Annotated in this window: 11 protein-coding genes and 4 tRNA genes; 1 reads left to right on the top strand and 14 read right to left on the bottom strand. The window is 59.3% G+C overall.

Annotated elements, in window-relative coordinates; all coding sequences use genetic code 11:
- Positions 1 to 6: 6 nt before the first annotated feature.
- The 14 genes from EC915_RS08570 to EC915_RS08505 all read right to left on the bottom strand — a co-directional run bounded on the left by EC915_RS08570 (position 7) and on the right by EC915_RS08505 (position 15644).
- Entirely contained in the window at positions 7 to 1890 is a 1884-nt protein-coding gene (locus EC915_RS08570) for an IucA/IucC family siderophore biosynthesis protein (protein ID WP_133750086.1), read from the bottom strand.
- 4 nt (positions 1891 to 1894) lie between these two features.
- A complete protein-coding gene (locus EC915_RS08565; protein WP_166650944.1) occupies positions 1895 to 2668 on the bottom strand; it encodes an HpcH/HpaI aldolase/citrate lyase family protein in 774 nt (257 codons plus the stop codon).
- Positions 2668 to 4521, bottom strand: a complete 1854-nt coding sequence (locus EC915_RS08560; RefSeq protein ID WP_133750084.1) for an IucA/IucC family siderophore biosynthesis protein — start codon at positions 4519 to 4521, stop codon at positions 2668 to 2670. Before EC915_RS08560 ends, EC915_RS08565 begins: the two co-directional genes overlap by 1 nt.
- Before the next feature lie 22 nt (positions 4522 to 4543).
- Entirely contained in the window at positions 4544 to 5950 is a 1407-nt protein-coding gene (locus tag EC915_RS08555; protein ID WP_133750083.1) for a DHA2 family efflux MFS transporter permease subunit, read from the bottom strand.
- Positions 5947 to 7155 (bottom strand): type III PLP-dependent enzyme, encoded by a 1209-nt coding sequence (locus EC915_RS08550; RefSeq protein WP_133750082.1) that lies wholly within the window; start codon positions 7153 to 7155, stop codon positions 5947 to 5949. Before EC915_RS08550 ends, EC915_RS08555 begins: the two co-directional genes overlap by 4 nt.
- Complete coding sequence (locus tag EC915_RS08545; RefSeq protein WP_133750081.1) at positions 7148 to 8932, bottom strand: IucA/IucC family siderophore biosynthesis protein; 1785 nt, start codon at positions 8930 to 8932, stop codon at positions 7148 to 7150. The genes EC915_RS08550 and EC915_RS08545 overlap by 8 nt, the downstream gene beginning before the upstream one ends.
- A 206-nt stretch (positions 8933 to 9138) precedes the next feature.
- Entirely contained in the window at positions 9139 to 10515 is a 1377-nt protein-coding gene (locus EC915_RS08540; RefSeq protein WP_133750080.1) for a diaminobutyrate--2-oxoglutarate transaminase, read from the bottom strand.
- Between the two features lie 345 nt (positions 10516 to 10860).
- Complete coding sequence (locus EC915_RS08535) at positions 10861 to 13260, bottom strand: TonB-dependent receptor (protein WP_133750079.1); 2400 nt, start codon at positions 13258 to 13260, stop codon at positions 10861 to 10863.
- Positions 13261 to 13330: 70 nt separating this feature from the next.
- A complete protein-coding gene (locus EC915_RS08530; RefSeq protein ID WP_133750078.1) occupies positions 13331 to 14296 on the bottom strand; it encodes a FecR domain-containing protein in 966 nt (321 codons plus the stop codon).
- Entirely contained in the window at positions 14293 to 14802 is a 510-nt protein-coding gene (locus EC915_RS08525) for a sigma-70 family RNA polymerase sigma factor (RefSeq protein WP_133750077.1), read from the bottom strand. Before EC915_RS08525 ends, EC915_RS08530 begins: the two co-directional genes overlap by 4 nt.
- A 418-nt stretch (positions 14803 to 15220) precedes the next feature.
- Positions 15221 to 15296: transfer RNA gene (locus EC915_RS08520), tRNA-Gly, on the bottom strand.
- Between the two features lie 4 nt (positions 15297 to 15300).
- Positions 15301 to 15376, bottom strand: a tRNA-Glu gene (locus tag EC915_RS08515).
- A gap of 114 nt (positions 15377 to 15490) precedes the next feature.
- Positions 15491 to 15566 (bottom strand) — tRNA-Gly (locus EC915_RS08510).
- 2 nt (positions 15567 to 15568) lie between these two features.
- Positions 15569 to 15644: transfer RNA gene (locus EC915_RS08505), tRNA-Glu, on the bottom strand.
- 265 nt (positions 15645 to 15909) lie between these two features.
- On the opposite strand from EC915_RS08505, the gene EC915_RS08500 reads away from it, so the two are divergent.
- The gene (locus EC915_RS08500; RefSeq protein WP_133750076.1) at positions 15910 to 16683 is read left to right on the top strand and encodes a hypothetical protein; all 774 of its coding nucleotides are present in this window, start codon (positions 15910 to 15912) and stop codon (positions 16681 to 16683) included.
- Positions 16684 to 16718: the final 35 nt, after the last annotated feature.

Raw genomic sequence — 16718 nt, 5'->3', positions numbered from 1 at the left:
CTTGGCTCAGGTTGCACGGCGCAGCCTGTGGAACGGGTTGACCACCTCGCCCTTGCCGAACGGCATGCTGCCCGGCCCGCCAGCGCGCTCGATCATAGGTGTGAGCAGCAGTTTCTGCGGCCAGTTGGGTGCTTCGAACAGTTGATGCCTGATCATGGCCCGCGCCTCGTCATCAAATTCGATCGTGTTGATCAGATTGTCCAGAACGTCGCGCAATACCGTCCACAGCGCGGTTACCGGTACGTCGTAAACCTGGGCCAGCGTATCCATGATTGCCCGCACGTTGACCTGAATGCCCAGTGTCTGCAGCCAGAAGAGAAGGTCTTCAGGGCGGTCATGGTAAAGCGTATTGGCATGACCTTTCTTGATCCGGTATTCGGGGTCGTGCATGCCATTGCGTTCCAGCCAGGGCACGAAGATACGTAGCGAGTCGTGGTCACGCAACAACAGCCCTTGCGCCTGACCGGCTTTCCACACCATCACCGCATTCTGCCCATGCACCTCGCCAAGCATGCCCAGACGGAACATGCGCAGGTTGATGTCGAAGAAACGGTGGCTCAGTTCGCCAAACAGCGTCAGCACCGAGGCCTGATTACGCGGCAAGTTGCGATAGGCCATCCACTCATCGAAGAAATGCCGACGGCTGCCTGGCAGCGGTGTACCCAGCGCCGCCATTGGCAACAGGCGACAGTCCGGGTCGTCGAGCAAGGCTGATGGATAGCCTCGCACCATTGCGGAAAGATGTCGCGGTGCTTCGTCGAACAGCGTGGCTTTTGGTGGCATGAACGCCCACCATTTGCGTTCGTCGCACAGGTGCAGCGAGCGGCTCAGGGTTTCATCCTTGTCCACCACCTGGCGCAACAGCTTCTCGCTCAGCCCGCCGTTGATCATCTTCACCGCTGGCAGATAGCGGGACGCACCGAGGGAGTAGATGGCCATGGGCAGCTTGAGGTAATCCGAACTGTCGAAGCAGGGCGTCATCGAGCGAAGCGACGAGGTGGCATACACCGCTGCATCGTTGAACGCCAGGCGCTGACAATCGCCTCTGGCAAAGGCGTCGCCCAATTGCGCCTGCAGCACATGCTCGAACTGCCACGGGTGAACCGGCAGTGCGACATGGCTGTCTGCTATGCCGCGCGCCTGCATTTCCTCGTCAAGTTGCGCCTGCAGCGCTTCTGGCAACAGGTAGCGTGCCGGGAAAGAAGCATTCAAATCCCCGACACCCTCCCCGCACTGCAACAAGGTCTTGTCGACGGCGACCCAGTTCAGCGCCACCGGCCGGGCAAACTCGGCCTGGTACTGTTGGTATTCCTGCTCGTTCAAGCCCTGCTTGGCCTTGGCCAGCGGGTGGTAAGGACGATCCCGCAGCGACGCCCACTGCTCCATGGTCCTGAAGAACGTGGCTCCGTCCTGGGCCATGAGGTTCTGCTCGTCCACTTTATGATCCAGTGACAACGCGGTCTGCCAGACACTGATGCGCAGCACCTCGAGAAACAGCGCAATGCCCTTTTCATTGTCCTGACGCTCGCTGTCCTGAAGCAGCGTCGCCTTGCCGGCAAATACCCATTTCATGAAATCTTCCGGCGACAACTGCGCCCAGCGCTCATCCTGACGACCCAGCACCGGAGTGTCCGGCACCTTCTCCCATTGCTGGGTAATACCGGGGCGCAGTGCGATGCTGATAAAGCGCTGTTCGGCAGCATCGCAGCACCATTCCCAGACCTGCTGTGGGTCATGCTGCCCAGCCAGGGTCGGTGCTTGTGGGTGGCGCGATTGCCACTGAGCGATGTCCTGCAGGTTCAATGGCTCGCGGCCAAAGAAGTCTTCAGCCAGCAGGCAATCGACCAGATCCTGCATGACCAGGTCAGCGGCGAGTGAAGTGAAGTTCATCGGATTATTTTCCTTCTGCTGAATGTTGGATCAAGCGGGCCTGGAGCGCACGAAAGGCAATGCCGCGCTCATCCCCGAGAACAAAGGTATTGACCCCGCGAGCCTGCCAGCGGGCAGCGTCACCGGATTGACGAGGAATCGCGCAATAGGCAACCCCCGCTGCCTGCGAGGCCTGCCAGGTAGCGAGCAGTGCTTGCTGTACATCGGGCTGATCGATCTGCCATGGCATGCCCAGTGACTGCGACAGGTCTGCTGCACCTTCAAGCATCATGTCCAGCCCCGGCACGCGGGCAATCTCTGCCGCGCGGCGCACGCCTTCGGCGCTTTCGATCATTGCCACCACCATGATCTGTTGATTGGCGGCTTCTACGTACTGCGCCAGGCTGTGCTTGCCGAATGAACCGGGACGACCGGCGTTGAGGCTGCGACGGCCCAGCGGGTGGTACTTGCAGGCCGCAATGGCATCTGCCAGTTGCTCGGGACTCTCGATCATCGGCAACACGATGCCCTGCGCGCCGCCATCGAGCAGGCGCAGGAGGGTTTTAGGATTGAGATCGGCGACCCGAACCAATGGCGTGAGGTCGTAACTCTCTGCCACGCGGATCATGTTCTCCACCGTTTCCGGGTTGATCAGCACGTGCTCCATGTCGATGATCACGAAATCGAACCCGGCCTCGGCGATCAGCTCGATGGCCGCCGGAGCCGGCATCGAACTGATCAGCCCACGCAGCGGTTGGCCACTGCCGAGTCTACTCTTGAGCGTGTTGGTCCTGAGCATCATTGCGGCCTGAAGGCATGAAGCGGATTAGGCACCAACCGGAAGCGACGCTCGCCGTCACCGAGCAACCGCCGCTTGGTCAGTTCCTCCACTTCATATGACGGCGCAAACACATCGAACAGCCCGAAACGCTCACTGTGCTGCGGGTGAGCCTGCTGATAGTCGAGAATGACACCGGCGGTCATTTGCCAGAACAGCACCTCGTCCAGCTGATAGTTCTGGCGCAGGAAAATCGCCATCTCGGCCAGGCAGATGAAGAAGAAACAATCACAGGAAAAGTCGCGCACTGCGTCGACATCATCGGTAACGATGAACGAGTTACGGTTGAGCCTGGCGTGGCTGGCGGGCAGCGGAACCAGCTCCGGACACAGTTCGGGACGCCCGAGGTGCGCGGGTGAATAACGCACGCCGTCATGGAAGTCCTTGAGCGCGATACGCTGCGGCCAGCCTTGCTTGACGATCAATACGATGTTCTGACCGTGGGACTCCATGCCGATGCCCTCGGCGTAGAGCATATGAATGATGGGAGGCACCGTGACCTGCAGCAATTGCCGGGTCCATTGCGCAAGGCCGTACTGGCGGATCCAGGGGTCTATAAACGGCACCTGCTCGCCATCACCGTAGCGGTTTTCCACGTGACTTAGACCGTTGAAGGGCACCGCCTGCTCGTCGTCCCTGAGGTATTGATGCAGGCTTTCGCGCCAGATAGCCCCCAACGTGCCGTAGGTCTGTGCCGAGCGCGATTCCGGCAGGTGGCGGTAGTCGAAACTCACCCCGGCCACCTCACCTAGAATCACGAACTCCAACGCCCGCGCGGTGCTGTCGGTCGCGATCAGATGTTGCAGCCAGTCGGTGATGATCGGGCCGTTGAGCACCGTATGCCGCGCCAGGATGCGCGTGCTGGAGGTGTTGGTCATGCTCATCGCCAGCTTGACGTAAGGCCGCTGGGGCTGGCTGGCATTGGCCAGCGTGCGAATCGACTGTTGGGCTTTGTAGAGGTCGGTCGAGGTGCCCAGGTAAATCAGTTCTGCGCTCGCCAGCTCCGGGTAGAAGGTCGAGACCGTGACGTTGGCCCACTGCCACGGATGCACCGGCATCAATTGATAGTCGTCGATGGACCGGCCCTGTGCCGCCAGGTCGCGGGCAATTTCCTGCCAGCGTTGCGGGCCCAGCTCCTGGCGGATAAACGCCGGGAAATCCATGCTGCGCGAATGACCCACCGAGGCGCTCGATTTGGCAACCGCCAGCCAGACCACAGCGAACGGCGTGGCGAATTCAGGCCCATGGTTACGGTTGTCAGCCAGGGAAAAGCCGATCCGCGACTTGTAGCAAGGGTGGTAGCTGTGGGCATCCATGAAGTGCTGCTCCAGTGCATCCACGTCCAGCTCATGCGCCGGCCTTGCAGGCTGATAGCCCTGATGACGGGATTGCAGGTCCTTGAGCTGGGTCTGCTCGATTTCCTGGATGAAGCGCGCCAGGTGCGGGCTGTCCTGGAACGGCTTCAGCAACTCGGTCAGGGCCAGGTGCAGATCCGGCACACTGCGCTCACCGGCGCTGTTCACCCGTTCAAGGGTGGCATGGTCCAGGCGAATCAGCTCGAAACTGGTACTCAGCAGACCATCGCAGCGGTACTCCACGCCATCACTGACGGCGACTGCGAAACGATGGCGATGATCGTCCAGCGGCTCGCATCGGTAAGGCAGCGCTACCTCGTACAGCAACGTTTGCAGCAATTGGCCGATCACCCGGCGCTGCACTTGCGCATAGCGCTCAGCGCTGATATCGGCGAGCCAGGCACCGTTGCCGGTGGTGGTGGGTGCAGCGTTACGTTTCATCGGTAAAGGGGTAGCCATGTTCATGCCTCGAACGAAAAAATTATCGGGTTTCGACCGCGCCGGACCGGGCCTCGGCGCGCTCGTCATCAAGGGGAAAACGCCAGGCACAGGGCAGTGCCAGCAGGATCAGCAGGCCGGTGGCGATGAAGACTTCGGTAATGGCCGAGGGCGTTGCGGCCGGTCCCGCCGCGTTGAGCCGCAACTCCAGCCACAGCGAGGCGAGGACAATGGCCACCGACGCGACAAGGCGACGGGAAATGTTGTTCATCGCCGCACCCTGAGTGACCATCGGCTCGGGCAAGGCGTTAAGCCCCGCCGTCGTCACCGGCATGTAGGAAAGCCCGAGCCCCGCACCGCGAATCATCATCAGGACAAACACCATGCCGATGCTGGCGTTGGCCTTGAGCATGCCCAATGCCAAGGTGGAAACACCGGTCAGCAGCAGGCCGCTGGCGACTACCGTGCGCGGACCATGCCGGTCCAGCGCCTTGCCACCCCACTGCCCGAACAGGCTGGCGAACGCGGCCGTACACAGCAGTGCAAGCCCGGTCCAGATCGGGTTGTAGCCCAGCACTGTCTGCACCAGCACCGGCAACAGAACCAGACACTCGAACATGCCGACCGATTGCACCACGGCGATGATCACGCTCAGACGGTAGCCGCGCAGGTTGAACAGCCGCAGATTCAGCAGCGGTGACTGGCGCCTCAACTCAACACGAACGAAGGCGACCAGACAGGCCACCGCGACCAGCACCATGCCCTGGTTGAGCGGATCGCTGAACGCCTGAGCGTGGTGCAGGCGGCTGATGGCGATCATCAGCAGGCCCATGCCCGACGCAATCAGCAGATACCCCGTCAGGTCGAATGGCTTGCGCTCGGCAGGCGCTGAATTGGGCAGCACGCCGACGCCCAACAGCAATGCCAACAGCCCGATGGGCACATTCATCAGGAACAGCGAGCGCCAGCTGAACCATTCCAGCAGCAGGCTGCCGCACAGCGGGCCAAGCGCTGGCGCAAGCATCACGGCCGCGCTCCAGAGCCCGGTCACCCTGCCCCGCTCGTGCTTTTCATACACGGAGAAAATGATCGCCAGCGACAAGGGGATCATCAGCCCGCTGGCCACGCCCTGCACCACTCGCGCAGTAATCACCAGCGCGATGGAAGTGGCCAGCGCCCCCAGAAGGGAGCCGCCGATGAACAGCGCAACCCCCCATAGATACAGGCGTTTGCGTCCAATGCGCTGACTGAGAAAGCTGGTCAGCGGCATGGTCACGGCCATGCTCGTCATGAACCCCGCGACGATCCAGGTGGCCAGTAACGGACCGATGCGCAACGCTTCCATGAAGGTCGGCAGCGCCGGGTTGAGCGAGCTGTTGCTCAGGCTGACGGTCAATGTACCGAGCAGCACATTGAACACCACCCAACGGCGTGGAACGTTCAAGCTCATTGGCGAACCCGTTGCCCGTTGCGCACGAAGTGCTGTGACGGTCTTGGATGGCAGAGAAAATCGGCGTGGGAAATGTTGTAGCCATAGGCCCCTGCCAACGGCAGGACCAGCAGATCGCCGATGTTCACGCCTTTGAGTGGCTGGCGGCGGCTCAGTATGTCCTTGGGCGTGCACAGCTGCCCGACGACGGTGTAAGCCTGCTCTGCCGAAGCGGCGGTCGGTGGCACGCCTGGCAGATGGATCAGCGGATGATCATGGCTTTGCGCAACCGGCAGACGGAACTGATGGGTGCCGCCCCGGCAAACCAGAAACTGCTCGCCGTGGCTGGTTTTGCTGTCCAGCACCTCGATGACGTAATAGCCGCAATAGGCGCTGATGAAGCGTCCTGGCTCGAAGCGCAGGATCGGTGCGTCGCGCTGTTCGCCCAGCCGCGTCTCCAGATAACGGCAGAAGCGCTGCCAGTCGAACCGCTGAGGGGTCAGGTAATCGACGCCAATGCCACCGCCGACATTGAAATGGGTCAACTGCTCCGGGTAGCGGGCCAGTGCTTTCCATTTTTGCCAGCGCTGCAGGTAGAAATCCAGCAACTGCTCGTGGCGCTCAACCGATAGCTGATGCGACATGGCGTGTACATGCAACCCCATGAGCGTCAGGTGGCTGGCGTTATCGACGCATCTGACAGCCTCGGCCAGATCCGCTTCGTCAATGCCGAACGGTGTGGCAGTTCCGGCCATTGCCAGCTTGCTCGACTGCGCGGCAGGCAGCTGAGGGTTGATGCGCAGGAACACCGGTTGCACGCGCCCCGCTTCCTCAGCCAGACGTTGCAGGCGCGCGATTTCGTTGAGGCTCTCAAGGTGGATGGCTTCAACCTTGTTCAGCAACGCCGAGCGCAGATCGGAATCAAGCTTGCCGGGGCCGGAGAACACGTAGGGTTTGCGCGTCGGACAGGCCATTACCCGCTCGATCTCGCCTCCCGACGAAATTTCAAACCCATTGACCAGCGGCGCCAGGGTTTCCAGCATCAGCGCTTCACTGTTGGCCTTGATAGCGTAATACAGCTCAACGCCGGCAGGCAGCGCGGCCATCACATCGCCGACATGCTGCTTCAATGCGTCCAGATCGTAGATGAAGGTCGCCAGCGGGTCCGCTTCCAGCGCCCTGGCTTCCTTGATGGCCGCCAGTACAGTTTCCGGCAGCTTATGCATAACGCGCCTCCGAACCCCATGGTGACGCCAAGCGCACATAATTGGCCTCGCGATCAGCCTTGGCGGCCAGACGCACCTTCAGGTTGGTCTTGCAGGCAATCGAATGGCCGGCGATCAGCGCATCCAGTTCTGGCGCCGCAAGCAGCAACTCGTCGCGGATCCGCTGCAACTGCCGCTCCACTTGCTGCCACATCAGCGGCGCCAGGTGCGGGCGCTCCCAACTCAAGGCCAGCACGGCTTCGGAAAGGTTATTGATCAGCAGGCAGTAAGTGATGCGATTCCAGCCTTGTTCGCGGCTGTAGAGCAATGACTGACGAATCCGCGGGTGCAGCCCGACCTGAATAGCCTTGATGCCCAGTTCATCGGTCAGCTTGACGCCTTCGAAGTCGCGTAACAGCAACTGCTGAGGGCGGCCGTTATCGTGAATCAACACCGCATTCTGCAAATGCGGCTCCATCACTACGCCATGATTGAAGAACAGCGCCAGGACCGGGCGCAGCAGCAAGGCCTGATAGGCGTCAAACCAGCCCAGCAGATGCTGGTCCTCCAGTTCGCCGCCGTGGAAATGCTGGAGGAAATCGTGCACCAACGGGCGTGAACGCAGGTCACGGGCAAACAAGGTGCCGGCCATTACACTGCAGTCGGCTCCGGAACGGCGGCAGAAGTTTTCCCGCAAAATTGCCCCGGTCTGCTCGCGAAACCAGTGCCCATCCGCTTCGCTCGCGTCTTTGGGCGCCCAGCTCATGGAACCGGGTTCGGCCACTGTGGACAGTCCGCCGAGGGTTTCGGGACGAGTCTGCTGCAGGCGCTGAAATAATTCGTCGATGATCAGCGTGCTTTCCAGTTCGTACCATGCGTTTTTTCTGACGCAGTTGGTAATGCGCACATTCAGCGAACCCTTGATGAAATAGTCATGCCCCTCGATGTACCAGGTGCGCATCGAGGCCGTTGGACTGGCAAGTGGCCCACTGGTGGACAGATCGGTGATCTGTCCCAGCTCGATCAGACTCTGCACGCGACGGTCCTGCATAAACAGCTCAGCCTGCACCGGATGCATGCAGATCAACGCGTGTCCGGGCCGGGCCCGTGACTGATCGGCAAATCCGGACATCACCTGTGCTTCGCTCAAGCCGTTGGAGGTGATTCGCAACCCGTCCAGCGGTACTTCGAACACGTGCAGCGCAGTCTGCGCCTGAAACTCGGGGGCGTAGGTTTCCTGAGCCAGATGCGCGGGCCACAGACGCGCCTTGGGCGCCGGGTGATTGGGATGGCCGAACCACAAGCCCTGTTCGCTGGCCAGGTAGCCGCTCAGCGGTGCCGGGTGCTGGCCGGTCATGTTGTGGGCGACGATGGCTGCTGTCAGGTGCTGGCTTTGCAGGACCTGATCCAGCAGTTCGTCGTTGCTGGCACGGGTCATATGCTCGCAGGCGCTCAGCAACTGCTGGACGAACTCGGCAAAGGCCAGACAGCGCCAAGTATCCTGGCCCCGTCGTGCGTAGACATCGGAAAGGTAGCGATGGCTGCCAAGACGGTCCTGGCGGTCCACCAGTACGAAGAACTGTTGCTGATTGGGCAGGCTGATGGTGAGCGGAATACCCTTCCACTGCCCGCCCTCCACGAAACTGCCCGGCGCAATGCCTTGCATGTCTTCGGGCCATTGGTAATGAAGGCAATTTTCGGGCAGTGCGAACTCTTTGATCAGGCAATTGAGTAATGCACGGGTGGTTGCCAGCTCGCTCACCATGTTGGATAGAACGGTGCGGTCGGTGTTAGTCATGTCTGCTCCACAGTCGCTATTACGCTTACTGTTTAAGTGACGTCACAACAAGCGTTGCTTTATCGCTTGCGGTACAACAGTTCAGTTGTCGATATGGCTTATGCTCGGTAATAGACCGAGTGATAAGCCCAAGAAGAAAGTGCGATTGATTCGCTAGCCAAACGTTGTTGGCGGGTCATGTTCCATTAATAACGAACGCGTGATCGTTATTGACGCAATTGAGACAATGCGCCCTTGAGGGCTTCCTCGAATCGCTGGATCACCAGTTGGCATTGCTCTTCGGTAATGATAAGCGGCGGCAACAGACGGATGACATTGCCGTTACGACCGCCACGCTCCAGCAACAGACCTTGCTTGAAACAGTGCTGCTGAATGGCAACGGCCAGTTCCGGGTCCGTGGGCAAGCTGCCGAGGCGGTCCGCCGGTTTGCGCTCATCGACAATCTCGATGCCCAGCATCAGCCCGCGCCCCCTTACCTGACCCATGGCTGGATAACGTTGTTGCAGCAGGCCGAGTTGCTCCTTGAGCCATTCACCACGTTTCGCGGCCTGAGCGGCGAGGTTCTGCCTTTGCAGCACTTCAAGGGTCGCAAGGCCGGTGGCCATTGCCATCTGATTGCCACGGAAGGTACCCGCATGGTTGCCCGGTGCCCAGGCATCGAACTCACGTTTGAAGCCGAGCACTGCCAACGGCAGACCGCCACCGACGGCCTTGGACATGACGATGATGTCGGGTTCGATGCCGGCGTGTTCGAAGGCGAACATCTTGCCGGTACGCCCGAAGCCAGCCTGCACTTCGTCCAGAATCATCAGAATGCCGTGCTTGCGAGTCACTTCTCGAATCTGCTGCAGCCACGCATCTGGTGCCGGATTGACACCACCCTCGCCCTGCACGGCCTCCAGAATCACGGCGGCCGGGAGCGAAACGCCACTTTCGACGTCTTCGATGAACTGGGTGAAGTAGTAACTCAGCGCCTCAGTGCCAGCGTCGCCCCCAATACCCAACGGGCAACGGTACTCGTGGGGGTAGGGCAGGAACTGCACGCCCGGCATCAGGTTGCTGACGGCATTCTTTGGCCCGGTGTTGCCAGTCAACGCCAGCGCGCCGTGGGTCATGCCGTGGTAGGCACCGGAAAAGCTGATGATGTTATGGCGACCGGTTACGGTCTTGGCCAGCTTGATCGCGGCTTCGACAGCATCGGCACCGGACGGGCCACAGAACTGCAAACAGTAATCGCGTCCCTGACCCGGCAGCAGGCCCAGCAGGGTCTCGCTGAATGCGTCCTTGATCACAGTGGTCAGGTCAAGGGTATGCATGGGCATTCCTGAAGCCAGGAAACTGTCGAGACTGGCCATGATGGCTTCGTGATTGTGGCCCAACGCCAATGTGCCGGCCCCGGCCAGGCAATCCAGGTACGTCGCGCCCTCAACATCAGTGACCCACACGCCGTAGGCTTTGGCGATGGCCAATGGCAACTTTCGTGGATAACTTCTTACATTGGATTCAAACTTGCTCTGCCTGTCCAGATAGTTGGCATTGGTATTACGCGACGCGGTAGACTGCAATAAGCCATTATTCAACATCTGTTAGTCCTCGCTAAATTCTGGATGCAAATTATTATCATTCCACAAAAAATGCAACCAGTTGTTTCGAGAAAAAGATGAAATTTAAATTGAGCTAATCGACCCTTTATAAAGTTGTCAGGCACACCACATCACCGATATATAAAATCGGTATAACTCCAAAGTGCCAGTATTTTTGCGCGGCGCTTTTTAATGGATACCTGTTATACAAGCGGCTGCTTAAATAACAGGCACTTGATCCACGGCATTCAAGTTGAGTTACGGTAGGACGCACACACTACACCTCGATAAGGACTGGCCGCATGTTCGACACCGGCGAGCCCTTTCCTGGGCTTGGCGGTCGACTTAAAACCCGATGGTGGCTGAAAGCAGATAGGTGCGCGGCGTCGACAAGGACAGACCCGCCTCGCTGTCATCCGAAGCGCCGGCCGAACTCCAGTAATACTTGTTCATCACGTTCTCGACGTTGGCCCGCAGGGTGATGTCCTTTTGATCGACCTTGAACGCATACCGTGCGCCCACATCAAACCGCTCGGAAGAATCGATGCTTTTGCTGTTGGCCTGATCCAGATACTGGGAACCTGTGTAAATGCCCCGCCCGGTCAGGGTTAGTCCCTTGACGTTAGGCACGTCCCATTCAGCGCCCAGGTTGACGTTGTACCTGGGAGTCGCAGGTGCGCGGTTGCCGTCGTACGCGCCATTGGCGGTGTTGGTCAGTTCGCTGTCGATGTACATCACGCCGCCCATCAGGCGGAAGCCTTTGAGTGGCTCGCCGAACAGGGTCAGCTCGACGCCATCGTTACGACGCTTGCCGTTTGGGCCGAAGACTTTCGAGGTCATAATCTCGTAGGCCGGTTGCTTGATGCGGAATACGCTGGCGGTGAAGGCGAAGGGTCCCAGGTCATATTTGGCCCCGACTTCGATCTGACGGCTGATGAAAGGCGGAAATATCTGGTCATCGTTCACCGAGGCCGTCGGGGCGATCTTGCCCTGGCTCAGGCCTTCCATGTAGTTGGCGTACACCGACAGGTCATCGGTCACCTTATACAGAATGCCACCCGACGGTGAGACCTTCTCCTCGTCGTAAGCGGTATCGCCTTTTACGTCGTTGGTCCAGTCATCGACCTTGACCCGCTGCCAGCGAGCGCCAAGGGTCAGCAGGAGACGGTCATCGAAAAATCCCAGCGTGTCGGTCAGTGCCACGCCGCTAAAGCGGTTCTCGGTGTACACCTTGGCGTCGGCACGCGTGGGGTTGGTGGGTGTGGGCGTATCGACCGGGTCATAGAGATTGCTGAGAGCGGACGCATAGCGGGCTCCGCCGTTTTCAAAATCCATGTAGAAATAGCTGGCAGCCAGATTGACCTCATGACTGACCGGCCCGGTGTGGAACCAGCTGCGCATGCCGGCGGTGGTAGTACGGACATTTTCGTCACGGGTGAAATCGCGTGGCTGGACGCTGAAGTCGCCCGCGTTGTTGTTGACCGAGACCGCATGGCGAAGGAAGTCATGGTTGCTTTTGCGCGCACCGACCCCGCCGTACAGCATGACCGAGTCGCTGAGGTCATATTCGGCATTTATCGCCCCGAAGGTATCCTTGGTGCGCGCCCTGCTCCAGGCCTGCGCATAGTTGTCACGAACGTCGTTGGCGTGGGGCACTTTTACGTTATTACTGACTTGCACGCGCTCCTGCGGGGCATCGGTGTCGCGCTCGGTGTGTCCGACATCCGTCGACAGACGCAGTCGGTCGCCACGGAAATCCAGGCCCAGCACGGCCATCTGACGATCAACGCTCTGGTGATCCCATTCAGTGTCGCCGGACTGCTTTACGCCGTTGAAACGAATCCCGAACTTGTCGTCCTCACCGAACCGACGCGCCACGTCCACCGCCGCACCCACTTGCCCTTTGGAGGCATAGCTGGTGGTGATCTCGGTGATGGGTTTATCCGTTGCGCGCTTGGGGACCACGTTGATCCCCCCGCCGACACTGCCGCGCGGCGAAATACCGTTGATCAACTGGTTCGGCCCTTTAAGGATATCCACGCGCTCGGCCATTTCCATGTCGATCGTGTAAGTGGGCAGGATGCCGTACAGACCGTTGTAGGAGACGTCACTGTTGAACAGGCTGAAGCCGCGAATGGTGAATTGTTCGTAACGCCCCCCTGCCGGGTTGGTGGCACGTACTGATGGATCGCTGGCAACCAGGTCGCCAAGGGTACGGGCCTGCAGGTTTTTCACCGCCTCCTGGGTGTAGGTAGTCATGCTGAAAGGCGTTTCCATGAAGTCCCGCGAGCCAAGCATCCCTTGCGAGCCTTTGCGCGCAACCTGACCGCCCGCGTATGCCTGGCCGTCCGTGGAACCGCTGTCACCGACAACCGAGGTGGGCTCCAGCTGTAAGCCTGCTCCCTCGGGGACCGGGACCAGCGTATAGGCCTGGTCGCCGACGGACATCAATTGCAGACCGGAACCTTGCAGCAAGCGCGTAAAACCTTCCTCGACCGCAAACTCGCCTGACAGGCCAGAACTGTTTCGACCGTTCACCAGCGCCGGATCTACCGACAGGTTGACCCCGGCCTGACCGGCAAATCGGGTAAGCGCCGCGCTCAGGCTGCCGGCCGGGACTTCATAGGCACGTCTGCCCGAGGTTTCGGCCCAACTGGTGGAGACAAAAAACGGGCTGGAACTCAAGGTCAGCAAAAGGCCGAAATGCAAAAGCGGACGCAAACGAAAGGAAGACACTGCGGACATAGAGGAAAGCTCTCGTATTTTTTTGTGCACTTACCTGGAATGACCAGCGAGACAAAAAAAAGGGACAGCCTCACGCACTGTTTTTTGTGGAAAGGTTATTTCGTGGCACCAGCGTGACCCAGTAACGAGTCCGCATCTGTACAGCCACCGGCAGACTGGCAGTCAGCAATGAGAGCACGCGGTCGGTATTGTCGAGCCTGAAGCTGCCCGTCACGCGCAGGTTTTCAAGCGCCGGCTCCCAACGCAATACGCCCGGACGGTATCGGCCAAGCTCGCGCAGGAAATCGCCCAGCGACTGGTTCTGTGCTGTCAGCACATCGTCGCGCCATCCAGGCAGTAAAGCGTCGAACGCGCTGACCAGCCCAGCGCCGCTGCGCTTGAGGCTGACCTGCTGTTGCGCATGCAGCGCCAGTGCAGCCCCCTGCAAGGGATAAAGCTGCACGGTGCCGCTGACCACCGACACATGACAGTCGCCCTCGTTAAGGCGGACACAAACTTCACTCTGACTGACCACGATGCGGCCGTAAGGAGCATCAATGGTCAACGGCGCGCTGCCAGGCACCTTGAGCGCCAGTTCGCCGCGCACAAGGGTGACCCGACGCGCACTCAGATCGACATTCACGGCGCTGTCGGTGTTCAGTTGCAAGGTACTGCCATCGACCAGCATCAGGCGCTTGTGCCCGCCGACGGCGGTTTGCAAATCAGCACGCCAGACATCCAGTGGCAACTGGCGCCCCAGCAGCCAGGCAGCCGGGATCAGCGTTACTGCCCCAAGCGCCCTTTTAAGCATCGCGCGTCGTGCTTTGTCAGGGCGATCCAGGGTGGCGAGCGCCAGCTTGGTGGGCAGACCGAAAAAACGCTGGCGCAGCTGTTGTGCCTTTTGCCAGGCTCGCTCATGACTGCCACAGCTGTCGCGCCAGCGTTGCAGACTGGCGTGATCTTCTTCGCTGGCGTCGCCAGATTCCAGAAGGGCCAGCCACTGTGCAGCCCTGCGTACAACTTCGCGTTCTTCGGACGAAGGCGCCGAACGAATCACCAGTCCACCAACAGACAGTGTTCGTAGGCTTGGGCCATGTAGCGTTTGACGGTGCGTTCGGAAACATTCAGGCGCTCTGCGATCTCCCGGTACCCCAGCCCCTCGAGCTGACTCCAGAGAAACGCGCGGCGCACTACCGCCGCCAAGCCATCGAGCAACTCATCCAGCGCCTGCAAGGTTTCCAGCAGCAACCAGCGCTGTTCGGGAGACGGCACACTTTCTTCAGGCAACTGCGCGAGCGCCTCCAGGTAAGCCTGTTCGAGGCTGCGGCGCGTGTAGAAATTGCTGAGCAGGCGTTTGCCCACGGTCAACAGATACGCACGCGGCTCCTGCATATCGGCGATTTGCTGGGAACTGGACAGCACCCGCAGGAAGGTATCCTGACTCAGGTCCGCAGCATCCCAAGCATTACCCATGCGTCTGCGCAGCCAGCTTTCCAGCCAGCCATGATGATCGCGGTATAGGGTATGCAAAGCCTGCTGCGGTAGCGTCTCTGCTTCAATCATGTCAAAAAGCCTTGAGCTGAAGGTGCGCCAAATGAGACTGATTCTAATTAGTGTTACATCCCGAGTCCACGCTCTTTTTAAAAAGCCTTTGCCGTTGCGGCGTATAGGAGCTCTGCTCACGTCGCTACACCCGATACCGCGTGCTGAAAACACGCTTTGACGCAGCGCAGCGCAATATCTGCAGAAGCTGGCCCAAGCAGTCTTTTCAGCTGTGGACCAGCAAGACTGATGGCGCTATGCAGGGCTTTTGAACGTGAGATAAAGATGCGATGCATAACCTATCGGATTCGACAGGCTCGAAAAAATCGGCTTGAGAAGCTTGAAGGGATGTCGGCAAAGTCGTCGGAAACGAAAAAAGGACCCGAAGGTCCTTTTTCAGTGATTTACAGATCTCAATAAAACGCTGTAAATCAAAATTTGGAGCGGGAAACGAGACTCGAACTCGCGACCCCGACCTTGGCAAGGTCGTGCTCTACCAACTGAGCTATTCCCGCAATATGGCGTCCCCTAGGGGACTCGAACCCCTGTTACCGCCGTGAAAGGGCGGTGTCCTAGGCCACTAGACGAAGGGGACACTGCCTGAAACACAATGGTGTGTGATTCAGTTCCAGAAACACATCCAAAGACGCTTCCTGGTTTCACTCAGCCTCACTTCAGGTCAAAACCCATGAGCAAAGCTGCTTAAAATTGGAGCGGGAAACGAGACTCGAACTCGCGACCCCGACCTTGGCAAGGTCGTGCTCTACCAACTGAGCTATTCCCGCAATGGCGTCCCCTAGGGGACTCGAACCCCTGTTACCGCCGTGAAAGGGCGGTGTCCTAGGCCACTAGACGAAGGGGACACGCTACAACATTCACTTCCTGCTACGCTTCGCGGTGTGCTTTACGCTGCAAGTGGCGCGCATTCTATGGATGGTTTAGGGGGTCGTCAACCCCCGAATGAAAATTTATTCAAATCAATGACTTCGCCCTCTATTTCGGCAGTAGACGGCCGATATACGGTGTACCCGAATGCGCATCTATATAGAGTAGCGCGGCCAGCGCTCTTCCCGTGCTAGTGCATAGCCACTACACTCGGCGCAAAATTAACTGATCGAGGTTTGTACGGTGACCCCACTCATTATCACCCTGTTGGTTGTAGCAGGCATCGTACTCCTGATCGCAATCGGCTATCTGAATCACGTTGCCGAGAACAATAAGGTCGAGCGCGCGCGCGCCCTGGTCGAGCTCAATGATCGCTTTCGTCGCTGCAGCGAATTGTCCGAAACCTTTCCCGGCCAGTTGATGACGCCAGCCCTGAAGCTGCTGCTGGTACGCCTGGAGCTCAATGTGATCAGACGCCTTTTGGCGCTGGAGAAACGAAGCAACCCGGCCATTCAGGAACGCCAGGCTGAACTCGACGCGCTGGTTGCTCAAGGCGACAACATCACGATCAGCAACCCGGTCAGTCCGATACAGACCGAAGCCAAGGCCAAGGATGTGCGCTTTCTTCTGGAAGCCATGCATGGACAGGTTACCCGTGCAGCCCACGACGGTTTTCTGCAGACGGCCGAAGCAAAGCAGTGGATTCGCGAAATCCGCAACCTCCTCGTCTTGCTGCACATTGAGTTTTTCAACAACCTGGGGCAGCAGGCGCTGAACCAGGAACAGCCTGGCCAGGCACGTCTGGCGTTCGAACGTGGTGTGCAGTACCTGAAAAACCAAGCCGAACCCGCACCATGGAAAACCCACTTGCAGGCGATGGAACGTCAACTGGCGCGAGCCAATGGCATGGTGCTCGACACCATCGCCCCGACCGAAGAGGACAATAACGAGTTGACCGAAGGCTTGAAGGAAGTCGAAGCGGACGCCGAATGGAAGAAGAAAGCCATCTACGACTGATGGGTTCAGCGGTGGGTCTGTGTTGAGCTTGCTTA

Source organism: Pseudomonas sp. LP_7_YM, assembly GCF_004364435.1.
Lineage (GTDB): Bacteria > Pseudomonadota > Gammaproteobacteria > Pseudomonadales > Pseudomonadaceae > Aquipseudomonas.
This window is presented reverse-complemented; position numbering and strand designations above follow the sequence as displayed.